At 70.8% G+C, this 17,442-nt stretch carries 17 protein-coding genes; 5 read left to right on the forward strand and 12 right to left on the reverse strand.

All coding sequences use genetic code 11. The features are described from left to right. Positions 1-2: 2 nt before the first annotated feature. Entirely contained in the window at positions 3-377 is a 375-nt protein-coding gene (locus tag ACLF3G_RS05660) for a DUF1622 domain-containing protein (protein WP_430668367.1), read from the forward strand. Here ACLF3G_RS05660 and ACLF3G_RS05665 read toward each other — a convergent pair. The 5 genes from ACLF3G_RS05665 to ACLF3G_RS05685 are packed head-to-tail and all read right to left on the reverse strand — an operon-like array spanning position 316 to position 6,365. Next, positions 316-1,341 (reverse strand): hypothetical protein, encoded by a 1,026-nt coding sequence (locus tag ACLF3G_RS05665; protein ID WP_430668368.1) that lies wholly within the window; start codon positions 1,339-1,341, stop codon positions 316-318. The two genes, ACLF3G_RS05660 and ACLF3G_RS05665, sit on opposite strands and share 62 nt — an antisense overlap. Next, on the reverse strand, positions 1,338-1,724 hold the full coding sequence (locus ACLF3G_RS05670) for a c-type cytochrome (RefSeq protein ID WP_430668369.1): 387 nt from the start codon (positions 1,722-1,724) through the stop codon (positions 1,338-1,340). Before ACLF3G_RS05670 ends, ACLF3G_RS05665 begins: the two co-directional genes overlap by 4 nt. A gap of 29 nt (positions 1,725-1,753) precedes the next feature. After that, positions 1,754-2,290 (reverse strand): DUF3341 domain-containing protein, encoded by a 537-nt coding sequence (locus tag ACLF3G_RS05675; protein WP_430668370.1) that lies wholly within the window; start codon positions 2,288-2,290, stop codon positions 1,754-1,756. Continuing rightward, positions 2,287-3,603, reverse strand: coding sequence for an NrfD/PsrC family molybdoenzyme membrane anchor subunit (nrfD, locus tag ACLF3G_RS05680; RefSeq protein ID WP_430668371.1), 1,317 nt, complete (start codon positions 3,601-3,603; stop codon positions 2,287-2,289). Before nrfD ends, ACLF3G_RS05675 begins: the two co-directional genes overlap by 4 nt. After that, positions 3,600-6,365: a 4Fe-4S dicluster domain-containing protein gene (locus ACLF3G_RS05685; RefSeq protein ID WP_430668372.1), complete on the reverse strand. Its 2,766-nt coding sequence runs from the start codon at positions 6,363-6,365 to the stop codon at positions 3,600-3,602. Before ACLF3G_RS05685 ends, nrfD begins: the two co-directional genes overlap by 4 nt. Positions 6,366-6,490: 125 nt before the next feature. Here ACLF3G_RS05685 and ACLF3G_RS05690 point away from each other — a divergent pair, with 125 nt between their 5' ends. Beyond that, positions 6,491-6,961, forward strand: coding sequence for a c-type cytochrome (locus ACLF3G_RS05690; RefSeq protein WP_430668373.1), 471 nt, complete (start codon positions 6,491-6,493; stop codon positions 6,959-6,961). Here the strand turns inward: ACLF3G_RS05690 and ACLF3G_RS05695 are convergent. The 7 genes from ACLF3G_RS05695 to ACLF3G_RS05725 form a co-directional block, all read right to left on the reverse strand. Then, positions 6,955-7,329, reverse strand: coding sequence for a hypothetical protein (locus ACLF3G_RS05695; RefSeq protein WP_430668374.1), 375 nt, complete (start codon positions 7,327-7,329; stop codon positions 6,955-6,957). The two genes, ACLF3G_RS05690 and ACLF3G_RS05695, sit on opposite strands and share 7 nt — an antisense overlap. Beyond that, positions 7,326-9,869 carry a cbb3-type cytochrome c oxidase subunit I gene (locus tag ACLF3G_RS05700; RefSeq protein WP_430668375.1) on the reverse strand — a complete coding sequence of 848 codons (2,544 nt, stop codon included), beginning with the start codon at positions 9,867-9,869 and terminating at the stop codon, positions 7,326-7,328. The genes ACLF3G_RS05695 and ACLF3G_RS05700 overlap by 4 nt, the downstream gene beginning before the upstream one ends. After that, entirely contained in the window at positions 9,869-10,849 is a 981-nt protein-coding gene (gene coxB / locus ACLF3G_RS05705) for a cytochrome c oxidase subunit II (protein ID WP_430668376.1), read from the reverse strand. The genes ACLF3G_RS05700 and coxB overlap by 1 nt, the downstream gene beginning before the upstream one ends. Positions 10,850-10,965: 116 nt before the next feature. Next, on the reverse strand, positions 10,966-11,553 hold the full coding sequence (locus tag ACLF3G_RS05710) for a cytochrome c3 family protein (RefSeq protein WP_430668377.1): 588 nt from the start codon (positions 11,551-11,553) through the stop codon (positions 10,966-10,968). Further along, positions 11,550-14,075 carry a DNA ligase D gene (gene ligD, locus ACLF3G_RS05715; protein ID WP_430668378.1) on the reverse strand — a complete coding sequence of 842 codons (2,526 nt, stop codon included), beginning with the start codon at positions 14,073-14,075 and terminating at the stop codon, positions 11,550-11,552. The genes ACLF3G_RS05710 and ligD overlap by 4 nt, the downstream gene beginning before the upstream one ends. After that, on the reverse strand, positions 14,075-14,968 hold the full coding sequence (locus ACLF3G_RS05720; RefSeq protein WP_430668379.1) for a Ku protein: 894 nt from the start codon (positions 14,966-14,968) through the stop codon (positions 14,075-14,077). Before ACLF3G_RS05720 ends, ligD begins: the two co-directional genes overlap by 1 nt. Positions 14,969-14,993: 25 nt before the next feature. Next, a complete protein-coding gene (locus tag ACLF3G_RS05725) occupies positions 14,994-15,491 on the reverse strand; it encodes a ferritin-like domain-containing protein (protein ID WP_430668380.1) in 498 nt (165 codons plus the stop codon). A 192-nt stretch (positions 15,492-15,683) separates the two neighbouring features. On the opposite strand from ACLF3G_RS05725, the gene ACLF3G_RS05730 reads away from it, so the two are divergent. The 3 genes from ACLF3G_RS05730 to ACLF3G_RS05740 are packed head-to-tail and all read left to right on the forward strand — an operon-like array spanning position 15,684 to position 17,390. Next, the gene (locus ACLF3G_RS05730; protein ID WP_430668381.1) at positions 15,684-16,556 is read left to right on the forward strand and encodes an SDR family oxidoreductase; all 873 of its coding nucleotides are present in this window, start codon (positions 15,684-15,686) and stop codon (positions 16,554-16,556) included. 14 nt (positions 16,557-16,570) lie between these two features. Continuing rightward, positions 16,571-16,798, forward strand: a complete 228-nt coding sequence (locus ACLF3G_RS05735) for a hypothetical protein (protein WP_430668382.1) — start codon at positions 16,571-16,573, stop codon at positions 16,796-16,798. A gap of 43 nt (positions 16,799-16,841) precedes the next feature. Next, a complete protein-coding gene (locus ACLF3G_RS05740; RefSeq protein ID WP_430668383.1) occupies positions 16,842-17,390 on the forward strand; it encodes a demethoxyubiquinone hydroxylase family protein in 549 nt (182 codons plus the stop codon). Positions 17,391-17,442: the final 52 nt, after the last annotated feature.

A 17,442-nucleotide genomic window follows, 5' to 3' on the forward strand; every position in this document is an offset into this window, starting at 1 on the left:
ACATGACAAGCCATGGACCGGGCGATTGGGTCGGCGACCTCGCCGAATGGGCGGCGGCCGGGCTGGAATTCGCGGGAGTGCTGGTGCTGCTGGTCGGCGTCATAGCCACGAGCGCACTGTATTTGCGCGCCGGGTTCAGCCGTGGAAAGCCGGGCTGGTCCGACTCCTTCAAGCCCTACCGCGCCAATCTCGGCCGGGCGATCCTGCTCGGCCTGGAACTGCTGGTGGCGGCGGATATCGTCCACACCGTCGCCGCGCCGATGACGTTGGCGACGGTCGCGGCTCTCGGCCTGGTGGTGCTGATCCGGACCGTGCTCAGCCTGTCGCTGGAAGTCGAGATCGAGGGTCGCTGGCCCTGGCAGGGCCCGAAGGGCTGAGGCACCACAGCAGCCACGCCGCGCCCATCCCCACCGCCACCGCCAGATCCAGCCAGGGCGCAGGCTGCGCGACCGGTGCGTCCGGCCGCACCACCCACCAGAGATGCGCGCCGAACTGCACCAGCAGCAGCCAGCACACCGCCACCATGCGCCAGCGCCCGTGGTCCGGCGGCGCTGCCAGGGCGATGGCCAGCAGCAGCGCCGGCAGGGCGAGGCCGAGTTGCACCCAGCCCCAATCCCCCAGCCGGCGCAGGTACCAGGCCGATTCCTCCGGCAGGTCGGCCATCCACACCACGATGAACTGGCTGAACCACAGCCACAGCACGGCGAGCCCCAGCGTCAGCAGCGCCCGTTCCAGCCCGGGCAGCCCATCCGAATCCGGATGCGGGCGGCCCGCGAGGATAGCCGCCGCCAGCGCCGCCGCCAGCCCCTGCACCCACAGCGAGAACCCCTGCAGGCTGGGGTACCAGGCAGTGTCGCGCGACAGCACCCAGTCGAAGCCGGCCAGCGTCATCGTCGGCAGCAACAGGGTCAGCGCCAGCGCCGACAGCCCCTGGTGCCGCCCCGGCCGCGCCAGCCACCAGCCGAGCACCGCCCAGACCAGCAGGTAGCCGGCGGCACGCAGCCGAAATCCAGTGGGTTGCAGCATCGCGGCGCGGAGGCCGTCATCCGGGCCGGTCTCCTCCGCTATCCAAGGATACAGCGTCTCGACGCTCCACAGCACCGGCAGCGCCATCAGCGCCAGCAGCGGCAGGCTGCGCGCGGCGGCTTCCAGTGGCGGGCGGACCGGCGCCAGCCATTCCTCCCGCAGCAGATGGCCGAGCGCCAGCACACCGATGGCTCCCACGCCCAGCAGCGTCCACAGCAGGAAACCGGCGAGCCAGGCCTCCGCCAGGACCGGCCCGCCGAAGCCGATGGCCAGGGCGACGGCCAGCGCCACGGCCAGGGCGGCGAGAAGCTTCACGGTGCCAGCCTCTCGACGAAGCGCGCGATCGCCCAGCGGTCGGCCGGGGCGATGCGATCGGCGAAGGGATGGGCGCGGGCGCGGTTCTCGGCGATCACCGCCATGCTGTCCGCTGCCTCCGCCGGCAGCGGCGGCGGCGCCGGGAAGCCGCGCGCGACGACGGGGCCATCGCCGGCGCCGGACTGGCCATGGCAGGGCGTGCAGTGGATGGCGTAGCGCGCCTCGCCCCGCGCCAGCAGCGCCGGCGTCACCTCCGGCCCCGGTGGCGCCAGCGCCTGGCGTCGCGCGGCCTCGCCCTGCGCCACCGCGCCAGGCGGAGGCGGGGCGGGCGGGGCGGGCGGCGTGCTGGCGGGCCAGCCATCGCAGGCTGCCAACAGAACCATCGGCAAGAGAAGGATGGGCAGCAGGCGCCTCATTCCGCCACCTCGCTGATGCGCAGCGGCTTGTGCGGGCGCAGCAGGTGGCGCGCCTCGGCGGCGTCGAGGCCAGGGTCGCCGGTGAACAGGCACAGGAAGAACCGGTCCTCGCTGGCGCGGCCGAAGCCGGGGGCGGCGAAGACTGGGTGGCTCAGCCGAGGCAGGCGGTTCAGTGCCAGCATGCCGACCAGCGCGCCGGCCGCGGCCCACAGGATCGCGACGATGGTGGTGGCCGGCAGGAAGGCCGGCCACGCATGAAGCGGCCGGCCCCCGACATTGATCGGATAGACCTGCACGCTGAGCCACCACTGCGTCGCATAGGCCAGCACCGCGCCGAACAGCCCGGCGCCGATCGCGATCCACGCCACCGAAGCACCATGCACGCCGAGCAGCTTCGCCGCATCCGGCACCGGGAACGGCGCATGCGCATCCATCCGGCGCCAGCCGAATCTGCGGGCGGCGCGCAGCGCTTCCACCATCGCATCCTGTTCGGCGAATTCAGCGACGATAGCGGCGGTCCTACCCTCGGTCATGGCACGTCCGCCTCGCTCTCCTCGTGCCGCGTCTCGAACATGGACACCACCGGGACGAAGCGGGCGAAGCCCAGCATCAGCAGCACGAACAGCCCCACCGTGCCGGCCAGCAGCGTCCATTCCGGCACCGTCGGCACATACAGCGGCCCGATGCGCGGCAGGTGGTCGCGCAGCAGCCCGCCGGCGACGATGGAGAAACGGTCGAGCCACACGCCGGCCGCGGCTGCCAGCCCGATCGGGACCGCCCAGCGCGCCTGCTGTCGGAACCGGCGCAGCCACAGCAGTTGCGGCACCAGCACGATCAGCGCGAAGCCGCCCCAGTACAGCCCTGCATAGGCGCCGAAGGCGCGGGCCAGCATGGCATCCCGCGTCACCGCATCCTCCAGCACCGCGACCAGCAGCGCCTCGGCATAGACGTAGCCGCACAGCAGGGCACTGGCCGCCATCAGCTTGCCCAGCAAATCGATGTCACCATCGTCGATGAAGCGTTCCAGCCGCAACCCGCCGCGCAGCAGCGCCGCCAGCGCCAGCACAACGCCGAGGCCCGACGGCACGCCGGTTGCCACCACATGCAGTGGCAGCCGGGCCTGATGCCATTCGGGGACCAATGTCGTGGCGAATTCCAGCGCGACGATGGTCTGCGCCGAGACCAGCATCGGCAGCACCAGCGCCGCGACAAGCCGGTAGGCCGCCTGGTGCCGCGCCCAATGCACCACGGAGCCACGCCAGCCCAGCGCGAACACGCCATAGATCCGCGCCGAGACCATGCGCCGCTTCGCCACCGCACGGTCGCGCATGGTGGCGAGATCCGGGATCAGGCCGGTATACCAGAACAGGCCGGTGACCACGACATGCGACATGATGCCCCAGAAATCCCACACCAGCGTGCTGCGGAAATTCGGCCACACCGCGTAGGTCGCGGGATAGGGCACGGTCCAGTAGAACAGCCACGGCCGGCCGAGATGCAGGATGGGATACAGCGCCGCCGCCGCCACCGCCGCCAGCGCCGCGGCCTCCGCAAAGCGGTTGACCGCCGTGCGCAGACCGTGCCGGCGCAGCACCAGGATCACGGCGAACAGGCTGGCGGCATTGGCGATGCCGATCCACCAGACATAGTTGATCAGGTCGAAGCCCCAGACGAAGGGCACGTTGGTGCCCCACAACGCCGTGCCCCGCAGCAGCAGCGCCACCACCGCATAGGCCAGCAGCAGCGTCGCAAGCGCCGCCGCCGCGACCGAGAGCCCGAAGCGCCAGCCGAAATCCGGCCGGAGCGGCGTGTCGGAGACCGGCCGCGTGTCGAAGTCGACACTCATCCTTCCGGGACCAGCCGCGCGAGGTAGGTGGTGCGCGGCCGCGTATCCAGGTTGCCGAGCAGCGCGTAGTTGCGCGGCTGCGCCTTGGCACGCGAAACGGCACTGGCGGGATCGTTGATGTCGCCGAAATGGATGGCGCGTGTCGGGCAGGCGTCCTGGCAGGCCGTGCGTACCTCACCGTCGCGAATCGGGCGACCCTCCTGCCGCGCCACGTCGCGCGCCGCCTCGATGCGGTGCTGGCAATAGGTGCATTTCTCGATCACGCCACGCGGGCGGATCGGCACATCCGGATTGCGCACCGGCACCGCATTCGCCTGCCGTCCGTAATCCGTCCAGTTGAAGCGCCGCACCTTGTAGGGGCAGTTGTTGGAACAGGTCCGCGTGCCGATGCAGCGCGGATAGACCATGACGTTCAGGCCCTCATTGTCATGCACCGTGGCGTTGACGGGGCAGACCACCTCGCACGGCGCCTTCTCGCAATGCATGCAGGGAACAGGCTGGAAATCCACCGCCTCCTCCGACCGCACGAGATCGACGCGCAGCCAATGCATCGCCCGGCCGCGCGCCATCTCCTCCGGCCCCACCACCGGCACGTTGTTCTCCGCCTGGCAGGCGATGGCGCAGGCGTTGCAGCCGATGCAGGTATCGAGATCGATCGACATGCCCCAGGCATGGCCGGGATACTCCCAGTCGTCGTACAGCGATCGCGGCGGCGGCAGCGGCGGGATGGCCGCCTCCACCCCGATGCGCCGCACCCGCGGTGTGCCATCCGCCAGGTCTTGACCATAGCTGGTGTCGAGCAACGCCACGGCCCCGTTGAGCGGCCGCAGCGCCAGCCCCGGCGCAACCCAGGGTGCCTCGGCGGGTCGGAGTCGGTAGGCGTCGAAGCCGACCTCGCCGGGAACCCCGCCCGCCGCGCGTCGCCCACCGCCCAGCGGCAGCGTCACCACCCCAACGGCCTGGCCCGGCATCACCAGCACGGGCGCGCGCAGCGTGCGGCCTGCCAGTTGCAGCTCGACCTCCGTGCCGTCCCGCAGCCCCAGCGCCGCAGCATCCGCGGGTGCGATCAGTGCGGCATTGCCCCAGGCAAGGCGGCTGAGCGGCCGCGGCAGTTCCTGCAACCAGGCGAGCGGCGCAAAGCTGCCATCCTGCAGGTGCGGATCGGGCGCAAAGACCGCGACCGGTCCGGAAGCGGCCGGCGTCGCGGCGGGCAACGCGAAATCGGTGCGCATCGCGGGCCGGCGCGCCGGCGGAGCGCTGTCCTCCACCACCCCGGCCTCCAGCCCCGCCAGCCAGCGCTCCTCGAGGGCCGCATCCCCCCACGCTGCGCGCCAGGTGTCCCGCACCAGCGCCTGCCCATCGCCAGGCAGCCCGGCCAGGCGCGCCAGGATCTCCTCCGACGTCGTCGCGGCCTCCACCAGCGGCACCGTCACCGGCTGGCGCAGCGCCGCCGTTCCGTCATGGGCGAGGCTGTCGCCCCAGCTTTCCAGCGGATGCCGCAGCGGCAGGTGCCAGCCGCAAGCCAGCGCCGTCTCGTCCGGATACAGCCCGGCATGCAGCGTCTGCGGCACGCGCCGCAGCAGCCCGGCCATGTCGAGATCCGCCGCCGAGTCCTGCAACGGGTTGGCATCGAGCACCAGCAGATGCGTCACCGCCCCGGCATCCCTCGCCAGCTCCGCCAGCGTGCCTGCCTCGGCGGCCACCGGATCTGCGATGTGCGGGACCTCCGCGCCCAGCGCCGCGTTCATCGCATGCGCCAGCGCGTGGACCGCCACGCTTTGCCCGCGCCCGGCCAGCACCAGCGCGTCCGGGCCCGCGGCGCGCAGCGCGGCGGCGATGCCGGCAGCGTCCGGATGCGTCGCACCCTGCACCGCCGTGACCCCAAGCGCCGCCGCCACGGCCCGCGCCAGCGCCTCGATCTGCGCCGGCGGCAGCGCCAGGCGACGATCCGCCTTCGAACCCGTCAGCGTCGGCGTCGGTTCCGCCACGATCAGCGCCGGCAGCCGTCCCGCCTCGCGCCCCACATGGCGCGCCAGCGCCCAGCCCCGCGCCTGCGCGATCTGCGCCGGGCCTGGCCCGAGCAGGTCCGCGCCAAGGGACAGCACGCAGCGGGCGCGCGCCAGATCCGGCAGCGGCACCAGCGCCTCCCCGAACGCCAGGCGCGCGGCCTCGGCCGCCGCCGCATCGGCCAGCGGCGCGTGCACATGCCAGCGCGCGCCCGGCCAACGCTGTAGCACGGCCGCGATCAGCCGGCGCCGCGTGGGCGAGGAGACCGGTCCGGTCAGGATGCGCAAGCCCTCCCCGCCCCGCGCCGCCAGCACGCCGCGCTGCTCCTCCAGCCACGCCGCGAGGGGCGCGGCGTCCCGCAGCACGCGCCCCTGCCGCCGAATGCGCCGCGACCGCGCCGGGTCGTGCAACCCCAGCACGGCGGATTCCAGGAAGATGTCGGTGGCACCCAGGCTGCCTGGGTGCCGCGGATTCCCCTCCACCTTGACGGCGTGGCCGGCACGGGTCCGCACCAGCACGCCGCGGCCGATGCCGTCGAGGTCGAGCACGGTGGCGTAGCGGCCGGTCTCCTCCGCCACGCCGCGCGCGCGCGCATACAGCGGGCTACCGAATTCGCTGCCCGCGTCGCAGCCGGCGGCCGCCGCCAGGGCCAGGGAGGCACCGGCGGCGCGCAGCACGCTGCGTCGGTCCGCGCTCGGCGGCGCCAAGGCATCGGGCGGCAAGGCGTCGGGCGGCAAGGCATCGGGCGGCGTCATGCAGGCAGCGTCATGAAGGGCGGCTCCGTCGGCACGCCAGGCCGGCGCTGCACCGGTGACGCAGCAGCAGGCCGCTTGGTTCCCGGCCGATGCAACCGTGACGGGCCAATCGACGTTGGCGAGGCATGGACCGGACACGACGCGGCCTCGCGCTGCTGCTGCTGCTCGCAGGCTGCGGGGAGGCTGCGCCTCCGGCGGAGTTGCGCATCGTCGGCGGCGATGCGGCGCGCGGCCGCGCCGTCATCACCGAGCATGGCTGCGGCTCCTGCCATGTGATTCCCGGCATCACCGGCGCCGTCGCCTGGGTCGGCCCGCCGCTGATGGAATGGGCACGGCGCGGCTATGTCGGCGGCAGCCAGTCCAACACACCGGAGAACCTGGTGGCGTTCCTGCGCAACCCGCAGGCGCTCTCTCCAGGCTCCGCGATGCCCGCGCTCGGCCTGACGGAAGCCGAGGCGCGCGATGCGGCGACCTACCTCTACACCATCGGGCAGGCGCCCGCCGTGCCCGCCGGGATGCCGCTGGCGGAAGGCGAAGCGGGCACGCGGCCAGAGCCACGGATGCGCCCCCGGGCGGAGGCGGGCCCGGCTCAGTAGCCGACTCCGCAGGGCGGCAGGACCAGCGACGGCGCCGCCTGGAACAGCACGGCGAGCATGGCGTAGGCGGCCGCGGCGGCGGTGAACCAGTGGCGGAACCCGGGCTCCGCCTCGCCGCCGCCCGTCAGTCGTGTGGTGCCGATGGCACGACGCAGCAGAAGCGCCAGGGGAAGCAGCACCAGCAGCGTGGCGACCACCACCAGCACCGGCACCCAGGGCAGGCCGAGCAACGTGGCGCCTTCCCTTCCGCGTTCGCAGGCGAAGGCGTTGATGGCGTAGATCATCGTGAAGTGCAGCGCCCACAGCACGAAACCCGCGGTGATGCCGACAACGGAGAAGGCGGAGCGTGGTGCGCGGGCTGGACTCATGCCAGCAGCCTCGGGAAGCCGTGCAGCAGTGCCAGCCCGACCAGGCCCTGCCCGACGGTGTACAGCCAGAACAGCCGGGTGTTGTCCATGGTCAGCCGCCGCTCGCCATCCAGCATCCCCGCCAGCGACCGCGCCAGCGTATAGCCGCCCATCAGCAGCGCGATCAGCACATGTGCCGCCTGCCAGACGTACATCCCCCAGGAGGCGGCGCCATAAGCGTGCACCGTCGGATGGATGACGCCCTGCCACAGGGACCAGCCATCGGCCAGCAGACCGCCCGCCAGCAGCGCAAGTCCAGCCAGCAGCAGGATGCGGTGCGGCCAGGGTGAAGTGCCGCCCAACATCCGTCCGGCGGCGGAGACCGCCACCGCGGCCGTGACGTAGAAGCCGAGCGCCGCGAGGCCCCAGCCCGTCACCGGCAACCCCTGGCCCGGCGGTGGCCACAGCGCATCGCCATTGACCAGCCAAAGGAACAGGTAGCTGCCGCACAGGCACGCATAGGCCGTGCCGCTGACCAGCATGGTGCAGACCATCGCCCACCAGGACGCCGTGACCGGCCCGGTGGCATGGGTCGGCAGGATGATGCCGGCGCCAATATCGGCCTGGCGCGTCCGAGACGGCGCGTGGTCCGACCCGGTCCAGAGCCAGCTGATGAAGGCGGCCAGCGCCACCACGCCCGCCACCGCCGCCAGGATCGGGAAGGGCCACACCAGCGCCAGGAAGAACACCGCCGTGCCCACCGCCGCGACCACATGGCTCCAGCCCGGGCCGCCGACGAAGGCGATGTATTGCGGCGTCGCCTCCGCCGGGCTGGTGATCAGCGCCTCCCGCCGGCCGGTCGCGGCAAAGGGCAGGAAGTGGCCGCCGGCCTCGACCTGGCGCTTCAGGTCAGGGTCATGCCACAGCGGATAGCGGTCCCGCACCAGCGGGATGCTGCGCAGGCCGTAGCTCGGCCCCGCGATCCATTCCATGGTGCCGGCGTTCCAGTGGTTCTCCTGCTGGTCCTGCCGGCCGAAGCGGAAGTTCTTCGCGACGTCGACCAGCAGCACCAGCGCACCGGCCGCGAACATGGCGGCGCCGACCGAGGAGATCAGGTTCCAGATCTCCAGGCCGAAGCCGGTGGGAAAGGTATAGATGCGACGCGGCATGCCCATGAAGCCGCTGATGTGCATCGGGAAGAAGGTGACGTTGGTGCCGAGGAACAGCAGCCAGAACGCCCATTTGCCGAGCCGTTCCGACAGCGGCGCGCCCACTGCCGGCGCCCAGTAGTACAGCGCCGCGAACAGCGGGAACACCATGCCGCCGATCAGCACGTAGTGCAGGTGCGCCACGATGAAGTAGGTGTCGTGCGCCTGCCAGTCGAACGGCGTGACGGACACCATCACGCCGGTCAGGCCGCCGATGACGAAGATGAACAGGAAGCCGAGGATGAACAGCGACGGCGTGGTGAACTGCACGCGCTGGCCGGCGCTGGCATAGGTCGCGATCCAGGCGAAAACCTGCAGGCCGGAGGGGATGGAGACCGCGAAGCCTGCCGCCGCGAAGAAGGACAGCGACAGCGGCGGGATCCCGGTGGCGTACATGTGGTGCACCCACAGCCCGAAGCTGATGAAGGCGGTGCCGACCAGCGCCAGCACCACCAGCGAATGTGCGACAAGCGGCTTGCCCGCCATCGCCGGCACGATCATGGACACCATCGCCGCCGCCGGCAGGAAGATGACGTAGACTTCCGGATGACCGAAGAACCAGAACAGATGCTGCCACAGCATCGGGTCGCCGCCCCGCTCCGGCAGGAAGAACGGCCAGTCGAAGGCGCGTTCCAGCTCCAGCAAGGTACTGGCGATGATCACGGCAGGAAACGCGAAGATCACCATGCCCGCGAACACCAGGATGCCCCACGCATAGACCGGCATCCGCCCCAGCGTCATGCCCGGCGCCCGGCAGCGCAGGATTCCGACGATCAGCTCGATGGCACCGGCAATGGCCGAGATCTCGATGAAGCCGATTCCCAGCAGGTACATGTCGGTGTTGATGCCTGGCGAATAGGCCTTGCTGGTCAACGGCGGGTACATGAACCAGCCACCATCGGGTGCGACGCCGAAAAAGATGCTGCTGTAGAAGCACAGACCGCCGATCAGATAGATCAGGAAGGCGTAGGCGCCGAGGCGCGGGAACGGCAACTCGCGCGCGCCGATCATCGCCGGCAGCAGCGTGATCGCCACCGCTTCCACCGCCGGCACGGCGAACAGGAACATCATCACCGTGCCGTGCATGGTGAAAAGCTGGTTGTAGGTGTCGGGGTTCACCAGCGTCAGGCCCGGGAAGGCCAGCTGCGCCCGGATCACCAGCGCCAGCAGCCCGGCCAGCAGGAAGAACAGCAGCGCGGTGGCCACGAACAACGGCCCGACCAGCCCGTTGTTCACCTCGCCGATCGCCCGCCAGCCCGGTGGCTGCCGCCAGATGCGCTTCAGCTCGGCCAGCTCGGCCTCCGGCCGCGGCAGCGTGTTCGGGGTCTCGACCTGGTGCGGCTGCGTGTCCATCAGCGCAACGCCTCCATCCAGGCCGCGACCGCGCGCAGATCGTCGCCGCTCAGCGAACGCCCGAAGGATGGCATCGCATTGCCCGGCTTGATGTCCTGCGACCCGGCGACCCAGCCGGCCAGCGTGCCGCGATTGTTTTCCAGCGCACCCGCGCCGATCGTGAGGCGGGAGCCGATGCGCGACAGGTCCGGCCCCAACCGCCCCTGCCATTCCGTGCCGCGCACCGCATGGCAGGCGCCGCAGCCGGCCTCGCCGAAAACCTCCCGCCCGCGCGCCTGTTCGGCATTGGCCGGTTCCGGCACCGGGTCGCGCTGCCGCGCCAGCCAGGCCTCGAAATCCGCCGGCTCCTGCGCCACCGCCCAGAAGGCCATCAGCGTGTGCTGCGTGCCGCAGAATTCGGTGCACTGCCCGCGCATCACGCCGGGCCTGTCGGCGCGCAGGCGCTGCCGGTTCGCCTTGCCGGGGATCATGTCCATCTTGCCGTGCAGGTTCGGAATCCAAACGCTGTGGATCACGTCGCCCGAGGTCAGGATCAGTTCCACCTCCCGCCCCACCGGCAGGTGCAGTTCATTGGCGGTGACGGCGCCCTCACCGGCATCCGGGTAGCGCACTTCCCACCAGTACTGCCGCGCGATGATCTCGATGCGCAGCGGGTCATCACTCTGGGGCACCACCAGGGCGCGCGAGACGCCGAGCGAGTACACCAGCAGTGCGATCAGCGTGACGGTCGGGAACACGATGCCGCCGCCGATCACGAAGCGCCGGTTGCCGATGGCGTTGCGCACGCGCGCCGGGGCGATCAGCGCGAAGACCAGCAGGCCCATCACCAGCGCGAAGATCGCGGTGCCGCCGATGAACAGCACCCAGCTGAGCACGGCGATGCGTGCCGCCTGGTCGCCCAGCGGATCGAGCGGCGTCTGCACGCCGCTGCATGCGCCGAACAGCAGCAGCAGCGGCCACAGCCACACCTTCTCACGCATTCATCGTCCCCAGCTCCCAGCCTCGGCAACGCGTCGTGACCGCGCCGGTTCCGTGCACACCGGATCCTCACTCACCGGATCCCCGCTCACCGGTCCCGCACTTACCGGTCCCGCACTCACCGGTGGCAGGTGGAGCAGTTGGTCAGTTCGGAAATTTCGGTGCCGTGGTGCTGCACCGGCCGCGCGGCCGGCGCGTCGCGGTGGCAGTCCAGGCACCAGCCCATCGAAAGCGTTTCCGCCTTCACCGTGCGCGGCATCTCCTGCACCGCGCCGTGGCAGGTGGCGCACGTCACGCCGGCGCCGATATGCGCGGCATGGTTGAAGCGCACATGCTCCGGCAGCCGATGCACGGACGACCAGGTGACCGGGGTGTCGAGCCGCAGTGCCGTCTCCAGCGGCGCGAACTGCGCGCCGACATTCCACACCTGGCTGTGGCAGCCGAGGCAGGTTTCCGCCGTGGGCATGCCGGCGCCGGCGGCGTGTTCGACGGTGGCGTGGCAGTAGCGGCAGTCCAGCCCGATCTGGCCGGCATGGATCGCGTGGCTGAACGGAATCGGCTGCGGCGCCGGCTCGCCGACGTTCCAGGCGCCGCCGGAACGGCTCCAGGCAAAGGCCGCTGTGGCCAGCAGCACCAGCGCCGCGGCCCCGATGATCAGCAGGCCACGCAGGCGGCTGTCGGCGCGCGGCGAAAACAGCTGCTTCATGCTTTCGCCTCGCGCGCCAGGGCTTCCATCGCATCGCGCAGGCTGCCATCGGATTTGCCGAAACCGACCCAGGGGTCCGCGCTGATGCGCCCTTGGTTCAGCGCATGCAGGGTCCAACCGGCCGGGTCCAACCCCGGCTTCACCGCGGACCAGGCCACCGGTCGCGCCACTGGCGCGCCGGGCCGCCCACGTGGGGACCAGGAGGCGATGGCGGTGGAGAGCCTGTCGTTGCGCAGGTAGTCGAGGAAGATGCGCCCCTTGCGCGCCTTCTTCGCCAGCGCCGTGGTGTAGGCCTTCGGCTGGTCGCGTTCCATCAATCCACAGACCAGGCGCGCGAAGGCCTTGGCCTCCGGCCAGCCCGGCCCGTCGCCTCGCTTCGGCGGCGCCAGCCCCACCACCACATGCAGGCCCTTGCCGCCGGTGACGCGCGCGAAAGGCTTGAGGCCCAGCGCCTTTAGCCGATCGCGCAAGTCAAGCGCAGCCTCGATGACGCGGTCGAAGGGCACGCCCTCATCAGGGTCCAGGTCGAAGACCAGCCGGTCCGGCACGCCAGGCGTATCCGCGCGCGCCCCCCAGGGGTGCAACTCCACCGCAGAGACCTGCGCCAGCGCCGCCAGCCCCGCCGCGTCATCGATCCGCATGAACGGCTTCGGCTGACCCTCCACCTGCACCGCACCGATCAGCGGCGACTGGCCCGGCATCGCATGGCGCTGGAAGAACAGCCCGCCCTCGATGCCATCGGGCGCCCGCAGCAACGACAGCGGCCGGCCCGCGACATGCTCCAGGATCCGGTCGGCATGGCGGGCGTAGTAGGCGGCGAGGTCGGCCTTGGTGAGCGCGGGCGTGGCATCCGTCGCCGGCCACAGCACGCGATCCGGGTTGCTCATGCCCAGCGGCGGCTTCGCCTTCCGGCGCGGCGCCGGCTCCTGACGTGGCGGGTCCTGCGGCGGCGTCACCTGTGCCGCCGGCTTGTCCTCGCGCAGGCCCTGGAAGCTGGCATGGCGCATCAGCCCGTCCTCGGTCCAGCCGCCATGGGCGACCTCCACAACCAGTTCCGGCTCCACCCACACCACGTCCGACAGCTTTGCCGCCTGCTTCCCGCTGAAGGGCGAACTGCCGCGTTCCAGCTTCGACAGCCGCTGCAGGAGATCCGCCGCCGGCGCCGCCTGGAAGCCGGTGCCGACCCGCCCGAGATAGGCCAGCTTGCCGCCCCGCCAGGCACCGGCCAGCAAAGCGCCAAGGCCGTTGCCGCGCAGCCCGCGGGTGAAGCCGCCCACCACGAATTCGTCACGCCCACGACACTTCGACTTCGCCCAGGCCGCGCCACGGCCGGCACGATAGGCGGCGTGGCGCTGCTTGGAGACGATGCCCTCCATCGAAAGCCGGCAGGCCGAGGCCAGCACCGCGGCACCCGGTGCCGGGAAATGATCGAGGAAGCGCAGCACTGGATGCTTCGCCGGAAGGCGCTTGCGCAGCACCTGCTTGCGCGCCTCCAGCGTCTCCCCACGCAGGTCGCGCTTGCCGTCATGCAGCAGGTCGAAGGCGAAGAACACAAGCGCCGCGTCGCTGGCGCCGGACAGCACCGCCTGCAGCGTCGGAAAATCCGGCTGGCCCTGCGCATCCAGCGCCGCCGCCTCGCCATCGATGATGCCATCAGGCAGCGTCGCCGCGGCCTTCGCGATCGAGGAGAAGCGGTCGGTCCAGTCGAGGCCGGTGCGCGTGCGCAGGGTCGCCTTGCCCCCTTCGGTGCGCATTTGCAACCGGTAGCCATCGATCTTCAGTTCGTGCAGCCAGTCCTCGCCACGCGGCGGCGTGTCGACCAGGCGGCAGAGCTGCGGCTCGAAGAATTCGGGCAGGCCCGCTGGCTTCGTCTTCGGCGCCGCCGCATCTTTCATCTTTGGCGCCGCCGCACCTTTCGTCTTCGGCGCCGCCGCACCGTTCGCAATCTGCTCCAGCGTGCGCCCGCTGAGCACGGAGGTCTTCGCTGCCAGCACCGCGTCGCCCTTGCCGGGCGTCGCCATGCTGTCCTTTTCCTTGATCAGCAGCCAGTTGTTGCGCGCTTCCTTCCTGCCACCACGCGGCTTCATCCGCACCAGCACGAAGCCGCCCTTCAGCCTCTCGCCGGACAGCACGAATTTCAGCTCGCCCTTGGCCAGGTCCTGATCCACCTTGGCGACATCGAGCGGCGCCCAAAGCCCACGGTCGAACACCTGCACCGTGCCACCGCCATAATCCGGCTTCGGGATGCTGCCCTCGAACCCGGCATAATCCAACGGATGATCCTCGACCTCCACCGCCAGGCGCTTGTCGGCGGGATCGAGCGAAGGGCCGCGCGTAACGGCCCAGGATTTCAGCACCCCGCCCCATTCCAGGCGGAGATCGTAGTGCAGGCGCCGCGCATCGTGCCGCTGCACGACGAAGCTCAGCCGCGCGCCCGCCGCCGCGACCTCGCCCCGCGGCTCCGCCGTGCGCGCGAAATTCCGCTTGGCGCGATAGCGCTGCAAGGTGTCCGCGGCCGGCATCACTTCGCCGCGGCGCGCTTGCGTGGCGCCGGCTTCGCCTTGGGCTTCGTCTTGGATGGCGCCTTCGCCTTGGCAGCCGTCTTCGCCTTCGCCGCCACCCGCGCCGGCGCCTTCGCCGAAGACCCTTCAAGGCTGCGGCGCAGCGCCTCCATCAAGTCGATCACGTTGTCCTCGCGCGGCGCCGGGGCCCTGGTGCCGCCGCCATCGCCATCCCGCTTGCTCTCGATCAGTGCCCGCAGCGCATCCTCGTAGCGGTCCTTGAACTCGGCGGGATCGAAGGGCCCGGCCTTCTGCGCGATGATCCGCTCGGCGATCTCGATCATCCCGGCATCGGCCTTGAGCTTCGGTACATCCTCGAAGTATTCGTCGGATCCGCGCACCTCGTCATGCGTGCGCAGGGTCGTCACCAGCATTCCGGCGCCGCGCGGCTCGATCGCCACGATGCGTTCCCGCGTGCCCATCACCACCCGCGCCAGAGCCACCTTGGCGGATTTCTCCATGGCGGTGCGGATCACCACGAAGGCATCCGCGCCCGCCTTGCCATCCGGCACCAGGTAGTAGGGATTGTCCCAGTAGATGCGGTCGATCTCGGCGGCATCGACGAAGCGCTCGATGTCGATGGTCTTGGTCGACTCCAGGCGGACCGACTTGATTTCCTCGTCGGTCAGCAGGATGTACTCGTCCTTCTCGATCTCGTAGCCGCGCACCAGGTCGCGCCGCTCCACCTCATCGCCCTCCGCATCGAAGGTGCGGGTGCGGATACGGTTGCCGGTTTCCGGATTGATCAGGTGGAAGCGCACGTCATGCGCGGTGGTCGTCGCCGGGAACAGGGAGACGGGGCAGGACACCAGCGAAAGCCGCAGATGCCCGCCCCACGTTGGCCGTGCCGCCATGTCTCCCCCTCCTCCCGGCCCTGGATCAGGCGGCCTTCAGCGCGTCCTTGTGGACCGACTTCGTCGCCACCTGCGTCAGCAGCGCGTCCGTCGCCTTTTCCTCCTCCAGCGTCGCCTTCAGCAGCTCCACGATATTGGTCTGCTTCTGCGCCTGCGCCCAGGCCATCAGCGTGCCGTAGCGCGCCATCTCGTAATGCTCGATGGCCTGGCCGGTGGCGATCAGGCCGGCGTCGCGCACCGCGCTCGGCTCCGGCGCCTCCTCCATCAGCTCCTCGCCCTCCGCGATCAGGCCCTGAATCGCCTCGCAGGTCTGGCCCTGTGCGCGCTTCCCGAGGATCTGGAACACCTGCTGCAGGCGCTCGATCTGGCCCTCGGTCTGGTCCTTGTGCTCCTTGAACGCCGTCTTCAGCTCCTCGCTGTGCGCGGCGCGCGCCATCTTCGGCAAATTCTTCAGGATCTGGCGCTCGGCGTAGTAGATGTCCTTGAGGGTCATCAGGAACAGATCGTCCATCGTCTTCATCATGGCGGGTCTCCGCGATTGGGTGAGGGCATGCAGCCCTGCGGCACAGGCGCGCCGCGGCAGATGAAGAACCGCCCGCCGAGGACGGAGTTTCCCGCGATCTGCCACAATCGCGTCACCATCCGGCCGCCTGCGTAAGAAACCCCGCGCCCCCCGCCCGGTTCAGGTCGCACAACCGCCAGCCGGAATGTGCCAATGCCCAGCGAGACCAAGGACCTGCAGCCGAAGCAGCACCAACACCACCAGCCCGGCTCCGAGGCGGCGATGGACCCGCAGCCGCGATCCTTCATGGAAAACTGGCGCGCCGCCGGCAAGCTCACCGGAAGGACAGCGCTGATCACCGGCGGCGATTCCGGCATCGGCCGCGCCGTCGCCATCGGCTTCGCCAAGGAAGGCGCCGACGTGTTCATCCTCTACAAGGACGAGCATGAGGATGCCGAGGAGACCCGCGCCCATGTCGAGCGCACCGGCCGCCGTTGCCAGATCATGCCGGGCGACATCGGCGATGCCGCCTTCGCGCGCGAAGCCGCACGCATCGCCGCGCAATTCCTCGGCGGGCGCATCGACATCCTGGTGAACAACGCGGCGGAACAGCACCCCTGCAAGGACTTCGCCCAGATCCCGGAGGCGCAGGTTGAACGCACCTTCCAGACCAACATCCTCGGCATGTTCTGGCTGACCAAGGCGGCGCTGGCGCACATGCCGGAGGGTGGTGCGATCATCAACAGCACTTCCATCACCGCCTATCGCGGCAGTGCCGAGTTGGTGGACTATGCCTCGACCAAGGGCGCCATCCTCGCCTTCACCCGCAGCCTGTCGCAGGCTCTGTGGAAGCAGCGGAAAATCCGCGTGAACGCCGTGGCGCCAGGCCCGATCTGGACGCCGCTGATCCCATCCTCCTTCGACGAGGAGCGCACGGCGCAGCACGGCGCCAGCGCCACCATGGAACGTGCCGGGCAGCCGGACGAGGTGGCGCCGAGCTACATCTTCCTCGCCTCGGAGCAGGATTCTTCCTACATCACCGGGCAGGTCCTGCACCCGAATGGCGGCACGGTGGTGAACGCCTGACACAGGAGCTTCGCATGGCCGACAAGACCCCCGACGACACCAAGCACATCCCCGAAGGCGCAAGCGGCACCGGCATCCGCGCCGGCACCGCGAAGCAGGGCACCGACAACCGGCCGGATATCGGCGACGAGAAGTCGGGCAGGAAGCTGCAGGAGCAAGCGGCCTCCAAGCCCACCGACGACCTGGCGCCGGAGGCCAAGGGCGGCGCCGGCGGCGGGCGGCGCTGGGCCGGGGATTCCTGAAACACCTTGCGCAGCCGGCCCGGTGGACCATCTCCGCCGGGCCATGACCCACCAGATGCGACCACCCGCCGCCGCCGACCTGCCCGCCTGGCTGGTCGGCGAATTGCGGTCAGACCATGCCGGGGAAACCGGCGCCGTGATGATCTACCGCGGCATCCTCGCCTTCAGCCGCGACCCGGCCATCCGCGACTTCGCGCATCGCCACGGCGCCACCGAGCAGGGCCACCTGGACCTGCTGGAGGCGGTGCTGCCGCCTGGCCAACACTCCCGCCTGCTGCCGATCTGGCGCGTCGCCGGCTGGCTGACCGGCGCGCTGCCCGCGCTGGTCGGCAGCCGCGCCGTCTACGCCACCATCGACGCCGTCGAGACCTTCGTCGATCACCACTACCAGGCGCAGATCGACCGGCTGGACGCGGAACGCAGCCACCCCGACCTCCGCGCCATGCTGGCGCATTGCCAGGCGGAGGAGGTGCATCACCGCGACGAGGCGCGGGACGCCGCCGATGCGCCTGCAGGTCCACTGCTGCGCGGCTGGGCCTGGCTGGTCGGCACCGGCTCCGCCGCCGCGGTGCACGCCGCCCGCCGGATCTAGCCCGCCCCCCGTCCATGCGTTACCGCAGCCCTGGCACCAGGGGGATCGGCGC

The organism is Falsiroseomonas sp. HC035 (genome assembly GCF_050563525.1).
In the GTDB taxonomy this organism is placed as follows: domain Bacteria; phylum Pseudomonadota; class Alphaproteobacteria; order Acetobacterales; family Acetobacteraceae; genus Falsiroseomonas.

Bases quoted from the DNA above. Each gene is read 5' to 3' on its own strand.
- ACLF3G_RS05660 (WP_430668367.1), top strand. From the start codon at position 3: ATGACAAGCCATGGACCGGGCGATTGGGTCGGCGACCTCGCCGAATGG.
- ACLF3G_RS05670 (WP_430668369.1), bottom strand. From the start codon at position 1,724: ATGGTTCTGTTGGCAGCCTGCGATGGCTGGCCCGCCAGCACGCCGCCC.
- ACLF3G_RS05675 (WP_430668370.1), bottom strand. From the start codon at position 2,290: ATGACCGAGGGTAGGACCGCCGCTATCGTCGCTGAATTCGCCGAACAG.
- nrfD (WP_430668371.1), bottom strand. From the start codon at position 3,603: ATGAGTGTCGACTTCGACACGCGGCCGGTCTCCGACACGCCGCTCCGG.
- ACLF3G_RS05685 (WP_430668372.1), bottom strand. From the start codon at position 6,365: ATGACGCCGCCCGATGCCTTGCCGCCCGACGCCTTGCCGCCCGATGCC.
- ACLF3G_RS05690 (WP_430668373.1), top strand. From the start codon at position 6,491: ATGGACCGGACACGACGCGGCCTCGCGCTGCTGCTGCTGCTCGCAGGC.
- ACLF3G_RS05695 (WP_430668374.1), bottom strand. From the start codon at position 7,329: ATGAGTCCAGCCCGCGCACCACGCTCCGCCTTCTCCGTTGTCGGCATC.
- ACLF3G_RS05700 (WP_430668375.1), bottom strand. From the start codon at position 9,869: ATGGACACGCAGCCGCACCAGGTCGAGACCCCGAACACGCTGCCGCGG.
- coxB (WP_430668376.1), bottom strand. From the start codon at position 10,849: ATGCGTGAGAAGGTGTGGCTGTGGCCGCTGCTGCTGCTGTTCGGCGCA.
- ACLF3G_RS05710 (WP_430668377.1), bottom strand. From the start codon at position 11,553: ATGAAGCAGCTGTTTTCGCCGCGCGCCGACAGCCGCCTGCGTGGCCTG.
- ligD (WP_430668378.1), bottom strand. From the start codon at position 14,075: ATGCCGGCCGCGGACACCTTGCAGCGCTATCGCGCCAAGCGGAATTTC.
- ACLF3G_RS05720 (WP_430668379.1), bottom strand. From the start codon at position 14,968: ATGGCGGCACGGCCAACGTGGGGCGGGCATCTGCGGCTTTCGCTGGTG.
- ACLF3G_RS05725 (WP_430668380.1), bottom strand. From the start codon at position 15,491: ATGATGAAGACGATGGACGATCTGTTCCTGATGACCCTCAAGGACATC.
- ACLF3G_RS05730 (WP_430668381.1), top strand. From the start codon at position 15,684: ATGCCCAGCGAGACCAAGGACCTGCAGCCGAAGCAGCACCAACACCAC.
- ACLF3G_RS05735 (WP_430668382.1), top strand. From the start codon at position 16,571: ATGGCCGACAAGACCCCCGACGACACCAAGCACATCCCCGAAGGCGCA.
- ACLF3G_RS05740 (WP_430668383.1), top strand. From the start codon at position 16,842: ATGACCCACCAGATGCGACCACCCGCCGCCGCCGACCTGCCCGCCTGG.